Origin of the sequence: Streptomyces sp. WAC06614, assembly GCF_003949795.1 — a bacterium.
In the GTDB taxonomy this organism is placed as follows: domain Bacteria; phylum Actinomycetota; class Actinomycetes; order Streptomycetales; family Streptomycetaceae; genus Streptomyces.
In genome coordinates this window covers 14,092-33,566 of record NZ_RPRY01000025.1, presented here as the reverse complement: position 1 = coordinate 33,566, position 19,475 = coordinate 14,092, and the positions used below count along the sequence as shown (strand labels likewise).

Annotated in this window: 17 protein-coding genes; 14 read left to right on the top strand and 3 right to left on the bottom strand. The window is 71.8% G+C overall.

All coding sequences use genetic code 11. From position 1 onward, the window contains the following. Position 1 precedes the first annotated feature (1 nt). Complete coding sequence (locus EF918_RS05725) at positions 2 to 838, bottom strand: M55 family metallopeptidase (protein WP_125641773.1); 837 nt, start codon at positions 836 to 838, stop codon at positions 2 to 4. Positions 839 to 982: 144 nt separating this feature from the next. Further along, positions 983 to 1,426, bottom strand: coding sequence for an SRPBCC family protein (locus EF918_RS05720; protein ID WP_125641770.1), 444 nt, complete (start codon positions 1,424 to 1,426; stop codon positions 983 to 985). Between the two features lie 147 nt (positions 1,427 to 1,573). Here EF918_RS05720 and EF918_RS05715 point away from each other — a divergent pair, with 147 nt between their 5' ends. Both EF918_RS05715 and EF918_RS05710 read left to right on the top strand, forming a co-directional pair. Continuing rightward, positions 1,574 to 2,644 carry an Rv2578c family radical SAM protein gene (locus EF918_RS05715; RefSeq protein ID WP_125641768.1) on the top strand — a complete coding sequence of 357 codons (1,071 nt, stop codon included), beginning with the start codon at positions 1,574 to 1,576 and terminating at the stop codon, positions 2,642 to 2,644. 107 nt (positions 2,645 to 2,751) lie between these two features. Continuing rightward, positions 2,752 to 4,314: an alpha/beta hydrolase gene (locus EF918_RS05710; protein WP_125641765.1), complete on the top strand. Its 1,563-nt coding sequence runs from the start codon at positions 2,752 to 2,754 to the stop codon at positions 4,312 to 4,314. Here EF918_RS05710 and EF918_RS05705 read toward each other — a convergent pair. Beyond that, positions 4,302 to 4,859, bottom strand: a complete 558-nt coding sequence (locus EF918_RS05705) for a HEAT repeat domain-containing protein (protein WP_125641762.1) — start codon at positions 4,857 to 4,859, stop codon at positions 4,302 to 4,304. The genes EF918_RS05710 and EF918_RS05705 overlap by 13 nt on opposite strands. 438 nt (positions 4,860 to 5,297) lie before the next feature. Here EF918_RS05705 and EF918_RS05700 point away from each other — a divergent pair, with 438 nt between their 5' ends. The 12 genes from EF918_RS05700 (at position 5,298) to EF918_RS05645 (ending at position 19,421) form a co-directional block, all read left to right on the top strand. Beyond that, the gene (locus EF918_RS05700; protein ID WP_125641759.1) at positions 5,298 to 7,094 is read left to right on the top strand and encodes a 3-hydroxyacyl-CoA dehydrogenase family protein; all 1,797 of its coding nucleotides are present in this window, start codon (positions 5,298 to 5,300) and stop codon (positions 7,092 to 7,094) included. 172 nt (positions 7,095 to 7,266) lie between these two features. Further along, a complete protein-coding gene (locus tag EF918_RS05695) occupies positions 7,267 to 8,085 on the top strand; it encodes a TetR family transcriptional regulator (protein WP_260609842.1) in 819 nt (272 codons plus the stop codon). A gap of 409 nt (positions 8,086 to 8,494) precedes the next feature. Beyond that, positions 8,495 to 9,832 (top strand): crotonyl-CoA carboxylase/reductase, encoded by a 1,338-nt coding sequence (ccrA, locus tag EF918_RS05690; protein ID WP_125641753.1) that lies wholly within the window; start codon positions 8,495 to 8,497, stop codon positions 9,830 to 9,832. A gap of 31 nt (positions 9,833 to 9,863) precedes the next feature. Continuing rightward, the gene (locus tag EF918_RS05685; RefSeq protein WP_125641750.1) at positions 9,864 to 11,915 is read left to right on the top strand and encodes a protein meaA; all 2,052 of its coding nucleotides are present in this window, start codon (positions 9,864 to 9,866) and stop codon (positions 11,913 to 11,915) included. 62 nt (positions 11,916 to 11,977) lie between these two features. Beyond that, complete coding sequence (locus EF918_RS05680; RefSeq protein WP_125641799.1) at positions 11,978 to 12,940, top strand: CoA ester lyase; 963 nt, start codon at positions 11,978 to 11,980, stop codon at positions 12,938 to 12,940. A gap of 5 nt (positions 12,941 to 12,945) precedes the next feature. Continuing rightward, the gene (locus EF918_RS05675; protein ID WP_125641747.1) at positions 12,946 to 13,458 is read left to right on the top strand and encodes a MaoC family dehydratase; all 513 of its coding nucleotides are present in this window, start codon (positions 12,946 to 12,948) and stop codon (positions 13,456 to 13,458) included. 2 nt (positions 13,459 to 13,460) lie between these two features. Next, entirely contained in the window at positions 13,461 to 14,666 is a 1,206-nt protein-coding gene (locus EF918_RS05670) for an acyl-CoA dehydrogenase family protein (protein WP_125641744.1), read from the top strand. 186 nt (positions 14,667 to 14,852) lie between these two features. After that, on the top strand, positions 14,853 to 15,509 hold the full coding sequence (locus EF918_RS05665) for a phosphatidylserine decarboxylase (protein ID WP_125641741.1): 657 nt from the start codon (positions 14,853 to 14,855) through the stop codon (positions 15,507 to 15,509). Between the two features lie 61 nt (positions 15,510 to 15,570). Then, entirely contained in the window at positions 15,571 to 16,353 is a 783-nt protein-coding gene (gene pssA, locus EF918_RS05660; protein ID WP_185921603.1) for a CDP-diacylglycerol--serine O-phosphatidyltransferase, read from the top strand. Between the two features lie 127 nt (positions 16,354 to 16,480). Continuing rightward, a complete protein-coding gene (locus tag EF918_RS05655; protein WP_125641735.1) occupies positions 16,481 to 17,959 on the top strand; it encodes an AlkA N-terminal domain-containing protein in 1,479 nt (492 codons plus the stop codon). A 21-nt stretch (positions 17,960 to 17,980) separates the two neighbouring features. Further along, positions 17,981 to 18,499, top strand: coding sequence for a methylated-DNA--[protein]-cysteine S-methyltransferase (locus tag EF918_RS05650; RefSeq protein WP_125641732.1), 519 nt, complete (start codon positions 17,981 to 17,983; stop codon positions 18,497 to 18,499). A gap of 94 nt (positions 18,500 to 18,593) precedes the next feature. Then, entirely contained in the window at positions 18,594 to 19,421 is an 828-nt protein-coding gene (locus EF918_RS05645; protein ID WP_125641729.1) for a PP2C family protein-serine/threonine phosphatase, read from the top strand. The last annotated feature ends 54 nt before the right edge of the window (positions 19,422 to 19,475 follow it).

The following is a 19,475-nucleotide window of genomic DNA, read 5'->3' as shown; positions in this document are numbered from 1 at the left end:
GTCACCCATACTGCTCCTCCACCGCGGACGAGACGATCGTCGTGACCGCCTTGAAGGTCCGGATCGCCTCGTACATCGTGCTGCTGCTGTACGCGATCCGGCGGGGCGCCCCGGCCCGGGTCACACCGGGGACGACCGTGGCCGCGGCCGCCAGGTGCTCGGCGTCGAACTCCACCTCGACCGTGAACGGCCCTCCGCGCACCGGCTCGTGGCGCACCGCGAGGGCGACCGCCTCCTTGGCCGCGGCCCGGATGTCGGCGGCGGTCCGGGCGGGGGTGCGGCAGCGGGCCGCGTACCGGGAGACGTGGTCCTTGACGGCGACGGTCCGGGCCCCGGGGGCGTAGCCGGCGGCGTCGACGCAGGTGAGGTCGTCGCCGGTGACGAGGACGACGGGGACGCCGTACTCGGCGACGACATGGGCGTTGAGGTGCCCCTCGGAGGCCGGTACGCCGTTCAGCCAGACCCCGGTGACGGAGTTGGCGAGGTAGGTGTGGGCGAGCACGCCCTCCGCGCCGGCGCCGGTGTGGTAGCCGACGAAGGCGATCCCGTCGACGTCGCCGTGCTGGACCCCTTCGAGCATCGACAGGCCCTTGTGCCGGCCGGTGATCATCTGGACGCGTTCGTCGAGCTGCTCCAGCAGCAGGTTGCGCATGGTCCAGTGGGCCTCGTTGACGAGGACCTCGTCGGCCCCGCCGTCGAAGAAGCCGAGGGCGGCGGCGTTGACGTCGGAGGTGAACAGGGCGCGGCAGCGCTCCCACTGCGGTGTCCCCGGCAGCACGTCGGCGGGCCAGGTGACGCCCGTGGCGCCTTCCATGTCGGCGGAGATGAGGATCTTCATCGGCCCCCCGTGGGTCGGTCGCAGGCCTTCCACCCTAGCCGCTGCGGGGCCTCGGGGGCGGCTGCGCGCGCCGGTGCGCCCCGGCCGGGAATTCCACCCGATCCGGTGAGGCCGCGTCGGCGGCCCCACCGTCAACGGCCTTCGTCAGGACTCGACTTCCTGGGCCAGGTTGGCCAGGAGCGCGTCGTAGATGCGGACCAGGCCCTTGGGGGCGAAGGTCCGCTCGAAGAAGCCGCCGATGCCGGTCGCACCGTTCCAGACGGTGGTCACGACGGCCTTGGCCCGGCCCTCGCCGGCCGGGGTGACGGTCCAGGTGGTGACCATGGAGGAGTTGCGGTCCTTCTCCACGAGACGGCCGTCGCTGGGCTCGGTGACCTCCAGCAGGCAGTCGCGGACGCGCTTGCTGGTGGCCTGGAGCTTCCAGTGGACGAGGGTGCCCTCGCCGTCGCCGCCCTCGCGCACCTCGTACTCGCTGAAGTGCTCGGGGAGCACCTTGCCGCGGGTGCCCTGGTAGTCCGCCAGCGCGTCGAACACCGTCTCCGCGTCGGCCGCGATGATCCGCTCCGTGGTGGCCTCGACCTGCGCCATACCTGTTCCTCCAGCAGTTGGAAACGCTCGTTGCGGCAAGCCAACCACCTCCGGGTCGGCCGCCCAAATCCGCCCCCCGCGGTCCCCGGCCCGCACGATCATGGGAACGTTTGTTCTATTGTCGAAGGGAGCGACCGAGGAGGCACCATGCGCTGGGACAACCTGACCGACGACCCCTCGGGGCCGGCCGCGCTGTTCGGCACCGGGGCCGTGGTCACGCGCACCTTCGACACCCCCGAGTTCCGCGGCATCACCTTCCACGAGGTCCGGGCCAGGTCGATCGTCAACCGCGTGCCCGGGGCCTCGCGGATGCCGTTCGAGTGGACCGTCAACCCGTACCGCGGCTGCTCGCACGCCTGCGTCTACTGCTTCGCCCGCCGCACCCACAGCTACTTGGACCTGGACACCGGCCTCGGCTTCGACTCCCAGATCGTGGTCAAGACCAACGCCCCCGAGCTGCTGCGCCGCGAGCTGGCGTCCCCGCGCTGGACCGGGGCGCACATCGCCATGGGCACCAACGTGGACTGCTACCAGCGGGCCGAGGGCCGCTACCGGCTGATGCCCGGGATCATCGAGGCCCTGACCGAGCGGGCCAACCCGTTCTCGATCCTGACCAAGGGCACCCTGCTGCTGCGCGACCTGGACCTGCTGCGCCGGGCCGCCGAGATCACCGAGGTGGGCATCTCGGTCTCCGTCGGGTTCACCGACACCGGGCTGTGGCGCACCGTGGAGCCGGGCACCCCCTCCCCCGCCCGCCGGCTGGACGTCGTGCGCACCCTGACGGACGTCGGGATCGGCTGCGGGGTGCTGATGGCGCCGGTGATCCCGTTCCTGAGCGACTCCCCGGAGCAGCTGCGCACCACCGTACGGGCCATCGCCCGGTCGGGGGCCACCTCCGTGACCCCGCTGGTGCTGCACCTGCGGCCGGGCGCCCGGGAGTGGTTCATGGCCTGGCTGGGCCGGCACCACCCGCACCTGGTGGAGCGCTACGAGCGGATGTACGCGGGCGGCTCCTACGCGCCGACCTGGTACCAGCGGCAGATCACCCGTCAGGTCCACGAACTGGCCGACGCGTACGGGATCGGCCCCGCCCGGCGCGGTGCGGCCCGCCGGATCACCCCGCCGCAGCCGCCGGAGGCGGAGCCGGGGCAGCCAGGGCCGCAGGGGGCCGACAGCGGGCCGGAGGCGGCCGGGCCGACGCAGCTGACGCTGCTGTGACCGGCCGCTGAAACATCATCACATCGGGCCAAAAGGCGGCAGAATCGGCGGGTTCCGGGGGCGCCCTCCGGGACGATTCGCCCAGAACCGTCGGCTGGGAGGCCCTTGTGAAGAAACGCGCCGCTGTCCTGCTCTCGATCGCCACCGTCGCCACCGCCCTCGCGGGCCCGCCCGTCGCCACCGCCACGGCCGCGGCTCCGGACGACGGCCGGACGGCCGCCGCGCTGCGCTGGACGAAGTGCGCGACCCCGCGCTACCCGACCCTGCAGTGCGCCTCCCTGAAGGTCCCGCTCGACCACGACGCCCCGGCCGGCCGGACCGTCACCCTCGCCCTGACCCGGGTCCCGCACACCGCGGCCACCTCCCAGGGCCCCCTGCTGGTCAACCCCGGCGGCCCCGGCGGCAGCGGGCGCTCCCTGGCCGGGTACGTGGCGGCCGCCCTGCCCAAGGCGGTGGCGGCGCAGTACGACGTCATCGGCTTCGACCCGCGCGGGGTCGGCAAGAGCGAGCCGGCGCTCGACTGCGGCACCCCGCACTTCGCCCCGGTCCGGCCCGACTCGGTGCCGCGCACCCTGGCCGACGAGCAGGCGAACCTCGACCGGGTGCGCACCTTCGCCCAGGCCTGCGCGGCCCGGCACGCGGACCTGCTGCCGCACGTCGGCACGGTCTCGGCGGCCCGTGACATCGACCTGGTGCGCCAGGCCCTGGGCGCGCCGAAGATCAGCTACTTCGGCTACTCGTACGGCACCTACCTGGGCGCGGTCTACGCCAAGCTGCACCCCGGCCGGGTGCACCGGCTGGTGCTGGACTCGGTCGTGGACCCGGGCGGGGTCTGGTACCAGGACAACCTCGCACAGGACCTGGCCTTCGACGCCCGGCACAAGGCGTTCCTGGCCTGGGTGGCGCGCAACGACGCCACGTACGGTCTCGGCGACGACCCGGCGCACGTCGAGTCCCGCTGGTACGCGATGCGCGACGCCCTGCGGCAGACCCCGGCGGGCGGGAAGGTGGGGCCGGCCGAGCTGGAGGACACCTACATGCCGGGCGGCTACTACAACGGCTACTGGCCGCACCTGGCCGAGGCCTTCGCCGCGTACGAGGCCAAGGGCGACCCCAAGCCGCTGGTGGCCGCGTACGAGCGGTTCGGGGCGGTGGAGCCCTCGGCCGGCAACAGCTACAGCGCGTACACCGCCGTGCAGTGCCGGGACTCGTCCTGGCCGAAGGACTGGAACACCTGGCGGACGGACATGTGGGCCACGCACGCCAAGGCCCCGTTCATGACCTGGAACAACGCCTGGTACAACGCGCCGTGCGCGTTCTGGCCGACCGAGGCGCTGCGGGCCCCGGACGTGACCAACACCGCCCTGCCGCCGGCGCTGCTGCTCCAGGCCACCGAGGACGCCGCGACCCCGTACGAGGGCGCCCTCAGCATGCGGGCGAAGCTGGCCGGTTCGGCGCTGGTGGTCGAGCAGGGCGGCGGCAACCACGGGATCTCGCTCAGCGGCAACAAGTGCCTGGACGAGAAGGTGGCCGCCTACCTCACCTCCGGCAAGGCCGCCGACGCGACCTGCGCGGCCCAGGCGGAACCGAAGCCGACCACGGCCACCCGCGCCGTCCCGGCCTCGGCCGGCGGCGCCACCCTGCACGGCCTGCTGGGCTACCGCGGCTGAGCCAGGGCCTTCAGCGCCCGGGTCGCCGCCACCGCCAGGCGGGGGTGTTCCTGGGCGCGGACGAGGACGGGGCGGGCCCGGTCGTCGCCGAGGGCGGCCAGGCCGTCGATGCAGGCCAGGGCCACCTTCGTGTAGGGGTCGTGCGGGGCCAGCCGCCGGGACAGGACCGTCACCAGCGCCGGTAGGGCCTCGGGCCCGCGCAGGGCCGTCAGCAGCCGGACGGGCTCCAGGGCGTAGGCCACGCGCAGCTCGTTGGTGGCCAGGGCCGCGGCGGCCCGCCCGGTGCGCGGGTCGCCGAGGGCGGCCAGCGCCCGGGCGGCGGCCGCGCAGCGCGGCGGGTCGCGGTGGTTGAGCAGCAGGACCAGGGGTTCGAAGGCGCGCGGGTCCGCGGCCAGGCCCAGCCGGTAGGCCGCGAGTTCGCGGGCCCACAGGGGCCGCCCGGCGGCGGCCAGGGCCGCCGCGAGCTCGTCGGGCCCGGCCGCGCGCAGGGCCTCGTAGTCGGGTGAGCCCGCCGCCTCGGCCCGGAGCCGCTCCAGCACATCCACGCGGACACCATAGCGGCGCAGCTCACATCTCCCGTGCTCTGGCCAAGGAGTTACCGACCGGTTAATCTGCCGGTACGAGCGCGGCCTGGTGACGCAGCCGCACTCGGGTTCGATCGGTTCGGCACAGCTGCACGGCGTGCGCCCCGGGACAGGGCCCCGCCGGATTCCCCGCACGCATGCCCGTACGACCGCATGCACGCCCCGCACCTTCGTGCGCGCCGCAACCCCGCGCGTACGCGGCGCACCGCATGCCCGTACCTCCCGTACTCCGCACGACCTCTCCGTACGCCGTTTCCCGTACGCCCGTGGCGTGCACGGCGGCGTACGCCGCCCCGGGTCCGCCGCACGCCGCCGTGCACGCCCGTGCCGTTCCCGGCCCCCCGCGCCCCGCGCGCGGCCCTCTTTCAGTCGTCACCCTCATTCCACCGGAGTCCCGCGATGGACCGTCAGTCCACCCACACCGCCCTCCAGACCATCGCCGTCGTCGGCCTCGGCACGATGGGCACCGGCATAGCCGAGGTCCTCACCCGGGCCGGCCGCGAGGTCATCGGCATCGACACCAGCGAGACCGCCGCCCGCGCCTGTGTCACCGCGCTGGAGGCCTCCACCGCCCGCGCCGTCGCCAAGGGGCGGCTGACCGAGCAGGAGCGCGCGGACGTGCTGGCCCGCCTGCGCACGTTCACCGACCTCCAGGCCGCCGTCCACGCCGACCTGGTGATCGAGGTGGTGCCGGAGGACTACGCGCTCAAGAGCCAGGTCTTCACCGCCCTCGACGCCATCGTCCGCCCGGGGACCATCCTGGCCACCGGGACCAACGCACTGTCCGTGACCCGGCTGGCCGCCGAGTCGCAGCACCCCGAGCGGGTGCTCGGCCTGCACTTCTTCAACCCGGCCCCGGCCATGAAGCTGGTCGAGGTGGTCTCCTCCGTGCTGACCGCGCCGCCGGCCGTCGAGGCGGTCACCGCGCTGGCCCGCGACCTCGGCAAGGAGCCGGTCGCGGTCGGCGACCGGCCCGGGTTCGTGGCCGACGGGCTGCTGTTCGGCTACCTGAACCAGGCCGCGGCCATGTACGAGTCGAAGTACGCCTCCCGCGAGGACATCGACGCGGCCATGAGGCTCGGCTGCGGCCTGCCCATGGGCCCGCTGGCCCTGCTGGACCTGATCGGCGTGGACACCGCCCGGACCGTCCTGGAGGCCATGTACGCCTCCTCCGGCGACCGGCTGCACGCCCCGGCGCCGGTCCTCGGCCACCTCGCGGAGGCCGGGCTGACCGGCCGCAAGGCGGGGCGCGGCTTCTACACGTACGAGGCCCCCGGCAGCGCGGTGGTGGTGCGGGACGCGCAGACCCCGCTGGACGACGCCCGGCTCGCCGAGGGCCGGCCGGTCTCCTCGGTCGGCGTGGCCGGCTCGGGGACCATGGCGAGCGGGATCGCGCAGGTCTTCGCGCAGGCCGGGTTCGACGTGGTGCTGGCCGCCCGCAGCCAGGAGAAGGCCGACGCGGCGAAGGCCGCGATCGCGACCTCGCTGCACCGGGCCGTGGCCAAGGGCCGGCTGACCGAGGAGGCCGCTGCGCAGACCCTGGCCCGGATCACCCCGGCCGGCTCGCTGGAGGCGTTCGCCGAGGTGGACCTGGCGGTGGAGGCGGTCGCCGAGGACCTGGCGGTCAAGCAGGAGCTCTTCCAGACCCTGGACAAGGTCTGCAAGCCGGGCGCGGTGCTGGCCACCACGACCAGCTCGCTGCCGGTCGTCGCGTGCGCCAGGGCGACCTCGCGCCCGCAGGACGTGATCGGCATGCACTTCTTCAACCCGGCGCCGGCCATGAAGCTGGTCGAGGTGGTCCGCACGGTCCTGACGGCCGACGACGTCCACGCCACGGTCCGCGAGGTCTGCACCCGGATCCGCAAGCACCCGGTGGACTGCGGGGACCGGGCCGGCTTCATCGTGAACGCGCTGCTGTTCCCGTACCTCAACAACGCGATCAAGATGGTCGAGCAGCACTACGCCTCGCTGGACGACATCGACGCCGCGATGAAGCTGGGCGGCGGCTACCCGATGGGCCCGTTCGAGCTGCTGGACGTGGTCGGCCTGGACGTCTCGCTGGCCATCGAGAAGGTGCTCCACAAGGAGTTCCGCGACCCGGGCCTGGCCCCCTCCCCGCTGCTGGAGCACCTGGTCGCGGCGGGCTGCCTGGGCCGGAAGACCGGCCGCGGATTCCGTGAGTACGCCCGCCGCTGACGCGCGGGCCCCCGAGCCGGATGCGTGGGGAGGGCTGCTCGGGTCCGCCGGACCCTCACGGCGGACATACCCTCCCGAGCCCAGTGCGGGCCCTCCCCCGCATCCGTCCCACCCTTCGGACCCTGCGGGCCCTCGGGCGCGCGCCCGCGCGTCCATGCAGTACGTTCGCACTATGTCCCAGTCCGCCAAGACCCAGTCCCGCGCCGCCACGGCCGCCTCCGACGTCCCGGAGAGCGCCGCCGGCTCGCGGGCCGCCGCCCAGCGGCTCAAGATGCGCCGGGAGCTCGCCTCGGCGGCCATGGAGCTGTTCGCGACCAAGGGGTACGAGGCGACGACGGTCGACGAGATCGCCGCGGCCGCCGGGGTGGCGCGCCGGACCTTCTTCCGCCACTTCCGCTCCAAGGAAGAGGCGATCTTCCCCGACCACGACGACACCCTGACCCGGGCCGAGGCCGTGCTGGACGCGGCCCCGGCGCACGAGCACCCGCTCGACACCGTGTGCCGCGGGATCAAGGAGGTCATGAAGATGTACGCCGCCTCCCCGGCGGTGTCCGTGGAGCGCTACCGGTTGACCCGTGAGGTGCCGACCCTGCGGGAGCGGGAGATCGCCTCGGTGGCCCGCTACGAGCGGCTGTTCACCCGCTATCTGCTGGCCCACTTCGACGAGCACGACCACCACGACGGCAACGACGACCCGCTGCTGGCCGAGGTGGCCGCCTCGGCGGTGGTCACGGCCCACAACCACGTGCTGCGGCGCTGGCTGCGGGCGGGTGGCCAGGGCGACGTGGAGACCCAGCTCGACCACGCCTTCGCGATCGTACGCAAGACCTTCGGCACCGGGATCGGGGCCGGCCGGACCGCGGGGGGCGACGCGCCCGCCCCGGTGGCGCAGGCGCGGACCGAGGGCGAGGTGCTGGTGGCCGTCGCCCGGACCGACGCTCCGCTGGACGAGGTCATGCGGACGATCGAGGAAGCACTGCGCAAGAAGTAGCGCCCCGCGGGTCGCCCCGCGTCACGCGCGTCACAGTGGCCGCTCCCCTGGTGGGGGGCGGCCGCTCGCGTTTGCCCGAGTTGCCCCTACTCACGAGTAACTCTGATCGATCATCGCTCATCTGCGCAGGTCAATCGGCAAATGAGAGAAATTTTTGGCACGCAGTGCCTTGCCGAGTGACACGGGGTGCCATACGTTGAAGTCGTCCGGATGTCCCCGCGGTCCCGTCGGCACAGACAGGGAACGCGCCCCGGACGCCTGCGTCACAGGCACCCCTCACGCCCCACCACAGGCGTCGCCACAGCACCAAGCGCCACGCACCGCCGGACCGACGGCACCAGGCACCCACCACCCAGCTCAGCACTTCACCTCAGCGCACCCTCATTCAGCGCTCGCCGGAGGCATCACCGTGAAGCACATCCTCGACGCGATCCAGTCGCAGGCCGCCACGACCGAAGACTTCGCGGCCCTGCCGCTGCCCGAGTCCTACCGCGCCATCACGGTGCACAAGGACGAGACGGAGATGTTCGCCGGGCTCGCCACCCGCGACAAGGACCCCCGCAAGTCCCTGCACCTGGACCAGGTCCCGCTGCCCGAACTGGGCCCGGGCGAGGCCCTGGTCGCCGTGATGGCCTCCTCGGTCAACTACAACTCCGTGTGGACCTCGATCTTCGAGCCGCTGTCGACCTTCGGCTTCCTGGAGCGCTACGGCCGCGTCTCGGAGCTGACCAAGCGCCACGACCTGCCGTACCACATCATCGGCTCCGACCTCGCGGGCGTGGTCCTGCGCACCGGGCCGGGCGTGAACGCCTGGAAGCCCGGTGACGAGGTCGTCGCGCACTGCCTCTCGGTCGAGCTGGAGTCCTCCGACGGCCACAACGACACCATGCTCGACCCCGAGCAGCGCATCTGGGGCTTCGAGACCAACTTCGGCGGCCTCGCCGAGATCGCTCTGGTCAAGTCCAACCAGCTCATGCCCAAGCCCGGCCACCTCAGCTGGGAGGAGGCCGCCGCCCCGGGCCTGGTCAACTCCACCGCCTACCGCCAGCTCGTCTCCCGCAACGGCGCCGGCATGAAGCAGGGCGACAACGTCCTGATCTGGGGCGCCAGCGGCGGCCTCGGCTCCTACGCCACCCAGTTCGCCCTGGCCGGCGGCGCCCACCCCATCTGTGTGGTCTCCTCCCCCGAGAAGGCGGAGATCTGCCGCGCCATGGGTGCCGAGTCGGTCATCGACCGCAACGCCGAGGGCTACAAGTTCTGGAAGGACGAGCGCACCCAGGACCCGCGCGAGTGGAAGCGCTTCGGCTCCAAGATCCGCGAGCTGACCGGCGGCGAGGACATCGACATCGTCTTCGAGCACCCCGGCCGCGAGACCTTCGGCGCCTCCGTCTACGTCACCCGCAAGGGCGGCACCATCACCACCTGCGCCTCCACCTCCGGCTACCTGCACGAGTACGACAACCGCTACCTGTGGATGTCGCTGAAGCGCATCATCGGCTCCCACTTCGCCAACTACCGCGAGGCCTGGGAGGCCAACCGCCTCATCGCCAAGGGCAAGATCCACCCCACCCTCTCCAAGGTCTACTCCCTGGAGGAGACCGGCCAGGCCGCCTACGACGTCCACCGCAACCTCCACCAGGGCAAGGTCGGCGTCCTCGCCCTCGCCCCGGAGGAGGGCCTGGGCGTGCGCGACCACGAGATGCGCGCCCAGCACCTCGACGCCATCAACCGCTTCCGCAACGTCTGACTCCATCCAAAGGCCATAAGGACCGCCTGAGATGACAGAGCGCCAGAAGGACCGTCCGTGGCTCATGCGGACGTACGCCGGCCACTCCACGGCCGAGGCGTCCAACGAGCTGTACCGCCGCAACCTCGCCAAGGGCCAGACCGGCCTGTCGGTCGCCTTCGACCTGCCGACGCAGACCGGCTACGACCCCGACCACATCCTCGCCCGCGGCGAGGTGGGCCGGGTCGGGGTCCCGGTCTCCCACCTGGGCGACATGCGACGGCTGTTCCAGGACATCCCCCTGGAACAGATGAACACCTCGATGACGATCAACGCCACCGCCATGTGGCTGCTGGCGCTCTACCAGGTGGCCGCCGAGGAGCAGGGCGCGGACATCTCCAAGCTCCAGGGCACCACCCAGAACGACATCGTCAAGGAGTACCTCTCCCGCGGGACGCACGTCTTCCCGCCGGGCCCGAGCCTGCGCCTGACGACCGACATGATCGCGTACACGGTCAACCACATCCCGAAGTGGAACCCGATCAACATCTGCTCGTACCACCTCCAGGAGGCGGGGGCGACCCCGGTCCAGGAGATCTCGTACGCGATGTCGACGGCCATCGCCGTGCTGGACTCGGTCCGCGACTCCGGGCAGGTCCCGCAGGAACGGTTCGGCGAGGTGGTCGCCCGGATCTCCTTCTTCGTGAACGCGGGCGTCCGCTTCATCGAGGAGATGTGCAAGATGCGCGCCTTCGGCCGCATCTGGGACCAGGTCACCCGGGAGCGCTACGGCATCGAGGACCCCAAGCAGCGCCGCTTCCGCTACGGGGTCCAGGTCAACTCCCTCGGTCTGACCGAGGCCCAGCCGGAGAACAACGTCCAGCGCATCGTGCTGGAGATGCTCGCCGTCACCCTCTCCAAGGACGCCCGCGCCCGCGCCGTGCAGCTGCCCGCCTGGAACGAGGCGCTGGGCCTGCCCCGGCCCTGGGACCAGCAGTGGTCGCTGCGCATCCAGCAGGTCCTCGCCCACGAGAGCGACCTGCTGGAGTACGACGACATCTTCGCCGGCTCGCACGTGATCGAGGCCAAGGTGGACGCCCTGGTGGCGGACTGCCTGACCGAGATCGAGCGGATCCAGGAGATGGGCGGCGCGATGGCCGCCGTCGAATCCGGCTACCTCAAGTCCCAGCTCGTCGCCTCGCACGCGGAGCGGCGGGCCCGGATCGAGGCCGGAGAGGACAAGATCGTCGGGGTGAACTGCTTCCAGCAGACCGAGGAGAACCCGCTCACCGCCGACCTGGACACCGCGATCATGACGGTGGACGCGGCCGTGGAGGACCTCACGGTCGAGCGGATCCGGCGCTGGCGCGCCGAGCGCCAGGAGTCCTCCGACCGGCAGGGCAACGGCGACCCGTTCGTCTTCCCGACCGTCGGCCAGGCCCTGGACCGGCTGAAGGAGGCCGCGGCCGGGACCGAGAACCTGATGGAGGCCACGCTGGAGTGCGCCCGCGCCGGTGTCACCACCGGCGAGTGGGCCGACGCCCTGCGCGAGGTCTTCGGCGAGTTCCGCGCCCCGACCGGGGTCTCCTCGGCCCCCGTCGCGGTCACCGCCGAGCCCGGCACCCCGCTGGCCGAGGTCCGGGAGAAGGTCACCCGGACCGCCGAGGAGCTCGGCACCGGCCGGCTGCGGCTGCTGGTGGGCAAGCCCGGCCTGGACGGGCACTCCAACGGCGCCGAGCAGATCGCCGTACGGGCCCGTGACGCCGGCTTCGAGGTGGTCTACCAGGGCATCCGGCTGACCCCGGAGCAGATCTCCTCGGCGGCCCTGGCCGAGGACGTGCACTGCGTGGGACTGTCCATCCTGTCCGGTTCGCACAGTGCGCTCGTCCCGGACGTGCTGGAACGTCTGCGCACCGCGGGGGCGGGCGAGGTGCCCGTCATCGTGGGCGGCATCATTCCGCATGCCGACGCCGAGGAACTCAAGGCCGCCGGAGTGGCTGCCGTCTTCACCCCGAAGGACTTCGGTATCACGGAGATCATCGGCCGTATCGTCGACGAGATCCGGAAAGCGAACAAGCTCGACCCTCTGGAGGTCCCCGCATGACCGCCCACCCGTCGCCCACCGCCGCCCTTGGCGGAAGCGGCTTCGCCGCTGCCCCTTCGGCACTGTCCCCGGTGAACCGGCTGCGCCCGCGCCGCTCCTGCCTGGCGGTCCCGGGTTCCAACCCGCGGTTCCTGGAGAAGGCCCAGGGGCTGCCCGCCGACCAGGTCTTCCTGGACCTGGAGGACGCCTGCGCCCCGCTGGCCAAGCCCGAGGCCCGGCACACCATCGTCAAGTTCCTCAACGAGGGCGACTGGACCGGCAAGACCCGGGTCGTGCGCGTCAACGACTGGACCACCCACTGGACGTACCGGGACGTCGTCACGGTCGTCGAGGGCGCGGGCCAGAACCTGGACTGCATCATGCTGCCGAAGGTCCAGGACGCCCAGCAGATCGTCGCGCTGGACCTGCTGCTGACGCAGATCGAGAAGACCATGGGCTTCGAGGTCGGCAAGATCGGCATCGAGGCCCAGATCGAGAACGCCCAGGGCCTGAACAACGTCAACGCGATCGCCCAGGCCTCGCCGCGACTGGAGACGATCATCTTCGGCCCGGCCGACTTCATGGCGTCGATCAACATGAAGTCGCTGGTGGTGGGCGAGCAGCCGCCCGGCTACCCGGCGGACGCCTACCACTACATCCTGATGAGCATCCTGATGGCCGCCCGCGCCAACAACCTCCAGGCGATCGACGGCCCCTACCTCCAGATCAAGAACGTGGACGGCTACCGCGAGGTCGCCGGCCGCGCCGCCGCCCTCGGCTTCGACGGCAAGTGGGTGCTGCACCCGGGCCAGGTCGAGGCGGCCAACGAGGTCTTCTCCCCCTCCCAGGCGGACTACGACCACGCCGAGCTGATCCTGGACGCGTACGACTACTACACCTCCGAGGCGGGCGGCAAGAAGGGCTCCGCGATGCTCGGCGACGAGATGATCGACGAGGCCAGCCGCAAGATGGCCCTGGTCATCTCCGGCAAGGGCCGGGCCGCGGGCATGCAGCGCACGTCGAAGTTCGAGATCCCGGAGGCCTGAGCAGCATGCAGTTCGGACGCACGTACGAGGAGTTCGAGGTCGGTGCGGTCTACAAGCACTGGCCCGGGAAGACGGTCACGGAGTACGACGACCACCTCTTCTGCCTCCTGACCATGAACCACCACCCGCTCCACATGGACGCGAACTACGCCGAGAACACCACGGACTTCGGCAAGAACGTGGTGGTGGGCAACTACATCTACTCCCTGCTGCTCGGCATGTCCGTGCCGGACGTCTCCGGCAAGGCCATCGCCAACCTGGAGATCGAGTCGCTGCGGCACGTGGCGCCGACCTTCCACGGCGACACGATCTACGGCGAGACCACGGTCCTGGACAAGACCCCGTCGAAGTCGAAGAACGACCGCGGCATCGTCCACGTCGAGACCAAGGGCTACAAGCAGGACGGCACCCTCGTCTGCGTCTTCCGGCGCAAGGTGATGGTCCCGACCGAGACGTACATCAAGGAGCGCGGCGGCGAGCAGCCCGGGCGCCCGCAGCTGAAGGAACAGGGGAAGTAGCCATGGCACGACTCGCCCAGACCGCCGGGCTGACCGACGTCCAGCAGGAGATCCTCAAGACCGTCCGCGAGTTCGTGGACAAGGAGATCATTCCGGTCGCGACCGAGCTGGAGCACCGGGACGAGTACCCGCAGCAGATCGTGGACGGGCTCAAGGAGCTCGGCCTGTTCGGTCTGATGATCCCGGAGGAGTACGGCGGTCTCGGTGAGTCGCTGCTCACCTACGCCCTGTGCGTGGAGGAGATAGCCCGCGGCTGGATGTCCGTCTCGGGCATCATCAACACCCACTTCATCGTGGCGTACATGCTCAAGCAGCACGGCACGCAGGAGCAGAAGGACCACTTCCTGCCCCGGATGGCGCTGGGCGAGGTCCGCGGCGCCTTCTCGATGTCGGAGCCGGCGCTCGGCTCGGACGTGTCGGCGATCACGTCGAAGGCGGTCAAGGACGGCGACGAGTACGTCCTGAACGGCCAGAAGATGTGGCTGACCAACGGCGGCTCGTCCACGCTGGTGGCCGTGCTGGTCCGCAGTGACGAAGGACACCCCGAGGGCACCGCCCCCCACAGGTCGATGACGACCTTCCTCGTGGAGAAGGAGCCGGGCTTCGGCGAGGTCCGTCCCGGCCTGACGATCCCGGGCAAGATCGACAAGATGGGCTACAAGGGGGTCGACACCACCGAGCTGATCATGGACGGACTGCGCATTCCGGCCAATCGTGTGCTCGGCGGGGTCACCGGCCGAGGGTTTTACCAAATGATGGACGGGGTCGAGGTCGGCCGCGTCAACGTGGCGGCCCGTGGCTGCGGCGTCGCGCAGCGTGCGTTCGAACTGGGTGTCTCGTACGCCCAGCAACGTCACACTTTCGGTAAGCCGATCGCCCAGCACCAGGCCATCCAGTTCAAGCTGGCCGAGATGGCTACCAAGGTCGAGGCCGCCCATGCCATGATGGTCAACGCAGCACGCAAAAAGGACTCCGGGGAACGAAACGACCTCGAAGCAGGGATGGCGAAGTACCTCGCCTCCGAATACTGCAAGGAGGTCGTGGAGGACGCCTTCCGCATCCACGGTGGGTACGGATTCTCGAAGGAGTACGAGATCGAGCGGCTCTACCGCGAGGCGCCGATGCTGCTGATCGGTGAAGGTACCGCCGAGATCCAGAAAATGATCATTGGGCGACGGCTGCTCGAGGAGTACCGGATCCAGGGCTGAAAGTCCCTTTCGCCACGGAATGACCAAAATTCCGTGGCGAAAGAATCACATCCAGTCACCAGGTTCCGGCCACCGACTCGGCTTCTGGCTTGCCCAGTTGTTGCGCGCAACCGATAGCATTCCAGTAAAGCCGCCGTCCCGTCCCCCTGTTTGCGGCGCGGCAATCACCCGCTACGAAGGTCATCCATGCCCCACAGCCAAACCTCTGCACCTCGCGACAGCCTCCTCGGCGTACGCCTCGCGCGCGGAGCATCGCCGTGGCTCCTGCCGACGGTCGCCACCGCGGCGCTCAGCCTCGCCCGGGCCCGTAAGTCCGGACGCTGGGCCGCGGCGGCCGTGCCCACCACCGCCCTGGCGGCGGGCATGCTGTGGTTCTTCCGCGACCCCGAGCGCGAGATCGCTCAGGGCCGGGTCATCTCCCCCGCCGACGGTGTGGTGCAGAGCATCATGCCGTGGAAGGACGGCCGGACCCGGGTCGCGATCTTCATGAGCCCGCTGAACGTCCACGTCAACCGCGCGCCCCTCGCGGGCACGGTGACGTCCGTGGAGCACATCCCCGGCGGCTTCGTGCCGGCGTTCAACAAGGAGAGCGAGAACAACGAGCGCGTTGTCTGGCACTTCGACACCGAGCTCGGCGACATCGAGATGGTGCAGATCGCCGGCGCGGTCGCCCGCCGCATCGTCCCTTACGTGCCGGCCGGCACGAAGGTCGAGCAGGGCGAGCGCATCGGCCTGATCCGCTTCGGTTCGCGCGTCGACATCTACCTCCCGGAGGGCGTCGAGGTCGCGGTCGAGGTCGGACAGGCCACCACTGCGGGGGTGACTCGAATTGACCGTGACTGATCCCGAATCACGCACCGACTGGGTTCCCCGGTCCGCGGAGGAGGAGACCGACGGCGAGGAGATGCCCCTCTCGCTGCGGCTGTCGATAGCGGACACCCTCACCCTCGGCAACGCGACGTGCGGATTCATGGCGGTGTACTTCACCACCACCGGCATCCTCATCCCGCACCTCACCGGCAGTGACGAATCGGGCATGGCGCGTCACAGCGCCGCGACCGCCGTCATACTGATGCTCCTCGCCGCGGTCTTCGACCTCTGCGACGGGCTGGTGGCGCGCAAGCTGCGCAGCTCCCCGATGGGTGCGGAACTGGACAACCTGTCGGACCTGATCAGCTTCGGTCTGGCGCCCGCGTACTTCGTGCTCGTCTACGGCATGGTCGCCGACGACGCGCACCAGCGGATGTCCGCGCTCGCGGCCATCGTGGTGCTGCTCGCGGTGGTCCTGCGCCTCGCGAGATTCAGCTGCGTGACCATGAAGGACGGCATGTTCCAGGGCATGCCGAGCCCCTTCGGCGCGCTCACGGTCGTCTCCATCGTGCTGCTGGAGCTGCCGTTCGTCCCGACGCTGCTGGCGATCGTGGGCGTGGCCTGGCTGATGGTGAGCCGGGTCGAGTACCCCAAGCCGCGGGGCGTCCTCGCGGTGGCCATGCTGAGCTGGATCGTCAGTGCGATGGGTCTGCTGGCGGCCTGGGCCTTCGACGCCCCGGGCGGTCAGCTGCTGCTCCAGACCGGCTGCGCCCTGCAGATCGTGCTCGCGGCGACCATCCCGCTGTTCGCCACCACCCGGCGGGTCAACACCATCCGCCACAACCGCCGCGAGGCCCGGGCCAGCCAGGTCCACTAGCCCCGCCGCACACCCGTACGAGGGCCCCGGCCGCCACCAGGCGACCGGGGCCCTCGGGCGTGTCCGGCGTAATCTTGATGTCGGAAAACCGCCAGCCTGGACGGTCACCACCCCGGATGCTGGAGCCATGCACACCGACACCGAGCGTTGCGTACGGGCCGTGCAGTCGAAGGACGCACGGTTCGACGGCTGGTTCTTCACGGCCGTGCGGACCACGGGGATCTACTGCCGTCCGAGCTGCCCGGCCGTACCGCCCAAGGTCGAGAACATGGTCTTCCTGCCCAGTGCCGCCGCCTGCCAGCAGGCCGGCTACCGGGCCTGCAAGCGGTGCCGCCCCGACACCAGCCCCGGCTCCCCCGAGTGGAACGCCCGGGCGGACGCCGTGGCCCGCGCCATGCGGCTGATCCGGGACGGCGTGGTCGACCGCGAGGGCGTCCCCGGCCTCGCCGCGCGCCTGGGCTACTCCACCCGGCAGGTGGAACGGCAGCTCAACGCCGAGCTGGGCGCCGGCCCCCTCGCCCTGGCCCGGGCCCAGCGCGCCCAGACCGCACGGCTGCTGATCGAGACCTCGGACCTGCCGATGGCCGACGTGGCCTTCGCCGCCGGGTTCGCCTCCATCCGCGCCTTCAACGACACCGTCCGCGAGGTCTTCGCCCTCTCCCCCAGCGAGCTGCGCACCCGCAGCCGGTGCGGCCGACGGGCCGGCGAGCCCCGGCTGCCGGGGGTGCTGTCCCTGCGGCTGCCGTTCCGCGCCCCGCTGAACCCGGACAACCTCTTCGGGCACCTCGCCGCGACGGCGGTCCCCGGGGTCGAGGAGTGGCGGGCCGGCGCCTACCGGCGCACCCTGCGGCTGCCCTACGGCACCGGCGTGGTCGCCCTGACCCCCCGGCCCGACCACATCGGCTGCCAGCTCGCCCTGACCGACCTGCGGGACCTGACCCTCGCGATCAGCCGCTGCCGCTGGATGCTGGACCTGGACGCCGACCCCGAGGCCGTGGACGAGCAGCTGCGCCGCGACCCGCTGCTCGCGCCCGTCGTGGACAAGGCGCCCGGGCGGCGGGTGCCGCGGACGGTCGACGCCGCCGAGTTCGCCGTCCGGGCGGTGCTCGGGCAGCAGGTCTCCACGGCCGCGGCCCGGACGCACGCGGCCCGGCTCGTGCGCAGCCACGGGGAGCCGGTCGTGGACCCGGACGGCGGGCTGACCCACCTGTTCCCCTCCCCCGAGGCGCTGGCCGGGCTCGACCCGGAGGCGCTCGCCCTGCCGCGGACCCGGCGCGCCACGCTGACCACCTTGGTCGGGGCCCTGGCCGACGGCTCGCTGCCGCTGGGCATCGACAGCGACTGGCAGGAGTCCCGGGCCCGGCTGGCGTCGCTGCCCGGCTTCGGTCCGTGGACCGTCGAGGTGATCGCGATGCGGGCCCTCGGCGACCCCGACGCCTTCCTCCCCTCGGACCTCGGCGTCCGGCGGGCCGCCCAGGGCCTGGGCCTGCCCGCCACCCCGGCGGCGCTGACCGCCCGCGCGGCGGCCTGGCGGCCCTGGCGGGCGTACGCCGTGCAGTACCTGTGGGCGACCGACTCCCACCCCATCAACCACCTGCCCGCCTGACCACGTGAGGACATCGACCCCATGAGCACCACGAAGCAGCACACCGTCGTCGACAGCCCCTACGGCCCGCTCACGCTGGTCGCGACCGACGGGGTCCTCAGCGGCCTGTACATGACCGGGCAGCGGCACCGCCCGCCGGAGGAGTCCTTCGGGGAGCGGGTGGGACCCGAGGAAGAGCCGTTCCCGGAGGTCGCCCGGCAGCTCACGGCCTACTTCGCCGGGGAGCGGACCGCGTTCGACCTGCCGCTGCGGCTGGAGGGCACCGCGTTCCAGCGCAGCGTGTGGGCCCAGCTCGTCCGCATCCCGTACGGCGAGACCTGGTCCTACGGCCGGCTCGCGACCGAGCTGGGCAAGCCCGGCGCCTCGCGCGCGGTGGGGCTGGCCAACGGCAAGAACCCGATCGGGATCATCGTCCCCTGCCACCGGGTGATCGGCTCGTCGGGCTCCATGACGGGCTACGGCGGCGGGCTGGAGCGCAAGGAGCGGCTGCTGGCCTTCGAGTCCGGGGGCCGGGCGGTCGGCCCGCAGGCCCTCTTCTAGGGCATTTGCCCTGGTCAGGGGTGGTCCGGCGGTGGCCGAGCGGGGAGCGGGTCCCGGGCCTAGGATGGGGGCGGTCGTCTCATCGGAGCAGCCCATGACCCCGCGTCGTCACCCGCGGTCGGCGAGTGCCGACGATCTGCTGAGCACGCTCGGGCGGCTCACGGCCCAGGCCCGGGAGGGCGCGGAGTTCCATCGCGCCCGGGTGGAGCTGGCCGAGGCGCTCCAGCGGGAGATGCTGCCCGCCGGCCTGCCGGCGGTACCGGGCCTGCGGACCGCGGCCCGGTACCAGCCCGCCCGGCGCGGGCTGGACATCGGCGGCGACTGGTACGACGGCTTCCGGCTGCCGCAGGGCGCGCTCGCCTTCTCGATCGGCGACGTCCAGGGCCACGACGTGGAGGCGGCGGCGTTCATGGGCCAGGTCCGGATCGCCCTGCGCGCGGTGGCGACCGCCGTGGACGACCCGGGCGAGGTGCTCAGCCGGGTCAACGACCTGCTGCTCTCCGTCAACCGCGGTCTGTTCGCCACCTGCAGCTTCTTCCGTTTCGACCCGGACACCTGGGAGCTCCAGGGCGCCCGGGCCGGCCACGTCCCGGCGGTATGGGCCACCGTCGACGGCTGCCACGGCATCGCCGAGGACCGCGGCGCGCTGCCGCTGGGCATGCTGCCCGGCTCGGGCTACCCGGTGACCCGGCACCGGCTCACCGAGGCCGGGGCCTGGGTGCTGGTCACCGACGGGATCCTGGAGGGGCCCGCGTTCCCGCTGGAGCGGGGGCTGGCCGAGGTCGCCCGCGTGGTGCGGGAGGGGGCGGGTGCCGACCCCGACGACCTGGCCGCCGCGGTGATGAAGGTGGCCGACTCCACCGGCCACCTCGACGACGCGGCCGTGCTCGTCCTGCGGCACGACGCGGCGGCGCCCGGGTAGCGGGCCGGCCCCGCAGGCGTGTCACGCGCCGTCCGCGCGAGGGGGCGTTGTCTC

Coding starts and splice junctions, on each gene's coding strand:
- EF918_RS05725 (WP_125641773.1), bottom strand. CDS start 838: ATGAAGATCCTCATCTCCGCCGACATGGAAGGCGCCACGGGCGTCACC.
- EF918_RS05685 (WP_125641750.1), top strand. CDS start 9,864: ATGACAGAGCGCCAGAAGGACCGTCCGTGGCTCATGCGGACGTACGCC.
- EF918_RS05695 (WP_260609842.1), top strand. CDS start 7,267: ATGTCCCAGTCCGCCAAGACCCAGTCCCGCGCCGCCACGGCCGCCTCC.
- EF918_RS05650 (WP_125641732.1), top strand. CDS start 17,981: ATGAGCACCACGAAGCAGCACACCGTCGTCGACAGCCCCTACGGCCCG.
- EF918_RS05645 (WP_125641729.1), top strand. CDS start 18,594: ATGACCCCGCGTCGTCACCCGCGGTCGGCGAGTGCCGACGATCTGCTG.
- EF918_RS05700 (WP_125641759.1), top strand. CDS start 5,298: ATGGACCGTCAGTCCACCCACACCGCCCTCCAGACCATCGCCGTCGTC.
- pssA (WP_185921603.1), top strand. CDS start 15,571: ATGCCCCTCTCGCTGCGGCTGTCGATAGCGGACACCCTCACCCTCGGC.
- EF918_RS05670 (WP_125641744.1), top strand. CDS start 13,461: ATGGCACGACTCGCCCAGACCGCCGGGCTGACCGACGTCCAGCAGGAG.
- EF918_RS05655 (WP_125641735.1), top strand. CDS start 16,481: ATGCACACCGACACCGAGCGTTGCGTACGGGCCGTGCAGTCGAAGGAC.
- EF918_RS05665 (WP_125641741.1), top strand. CDS start 14,853: ATGCCCCACAGCCAAACCTCTGCACCTCGCGACAGCCTCCTCGGCGTA.
- EF918_RS05720 (WP_125641770.1), bottom strand. CDS start 1,426: ATGGCGCAGGTCGAGGCCACCACGGAGCGGATCATCGCGGCCGACGCG.
- EF918_RS05675 (WP_125641747.1), top strand. CDS start 12,946: ATGCAGTTCGGACGCACGTACGAGGAGTTCGAGGTCGGTGCGGTCTAC.
- EF918_RS05715 (WP_125641768.1), top strand. CDS start 1,574: ATGCGCTGGGACAACCTGACCGACGACCCCTCGGGGCCGGCCGCGCTG.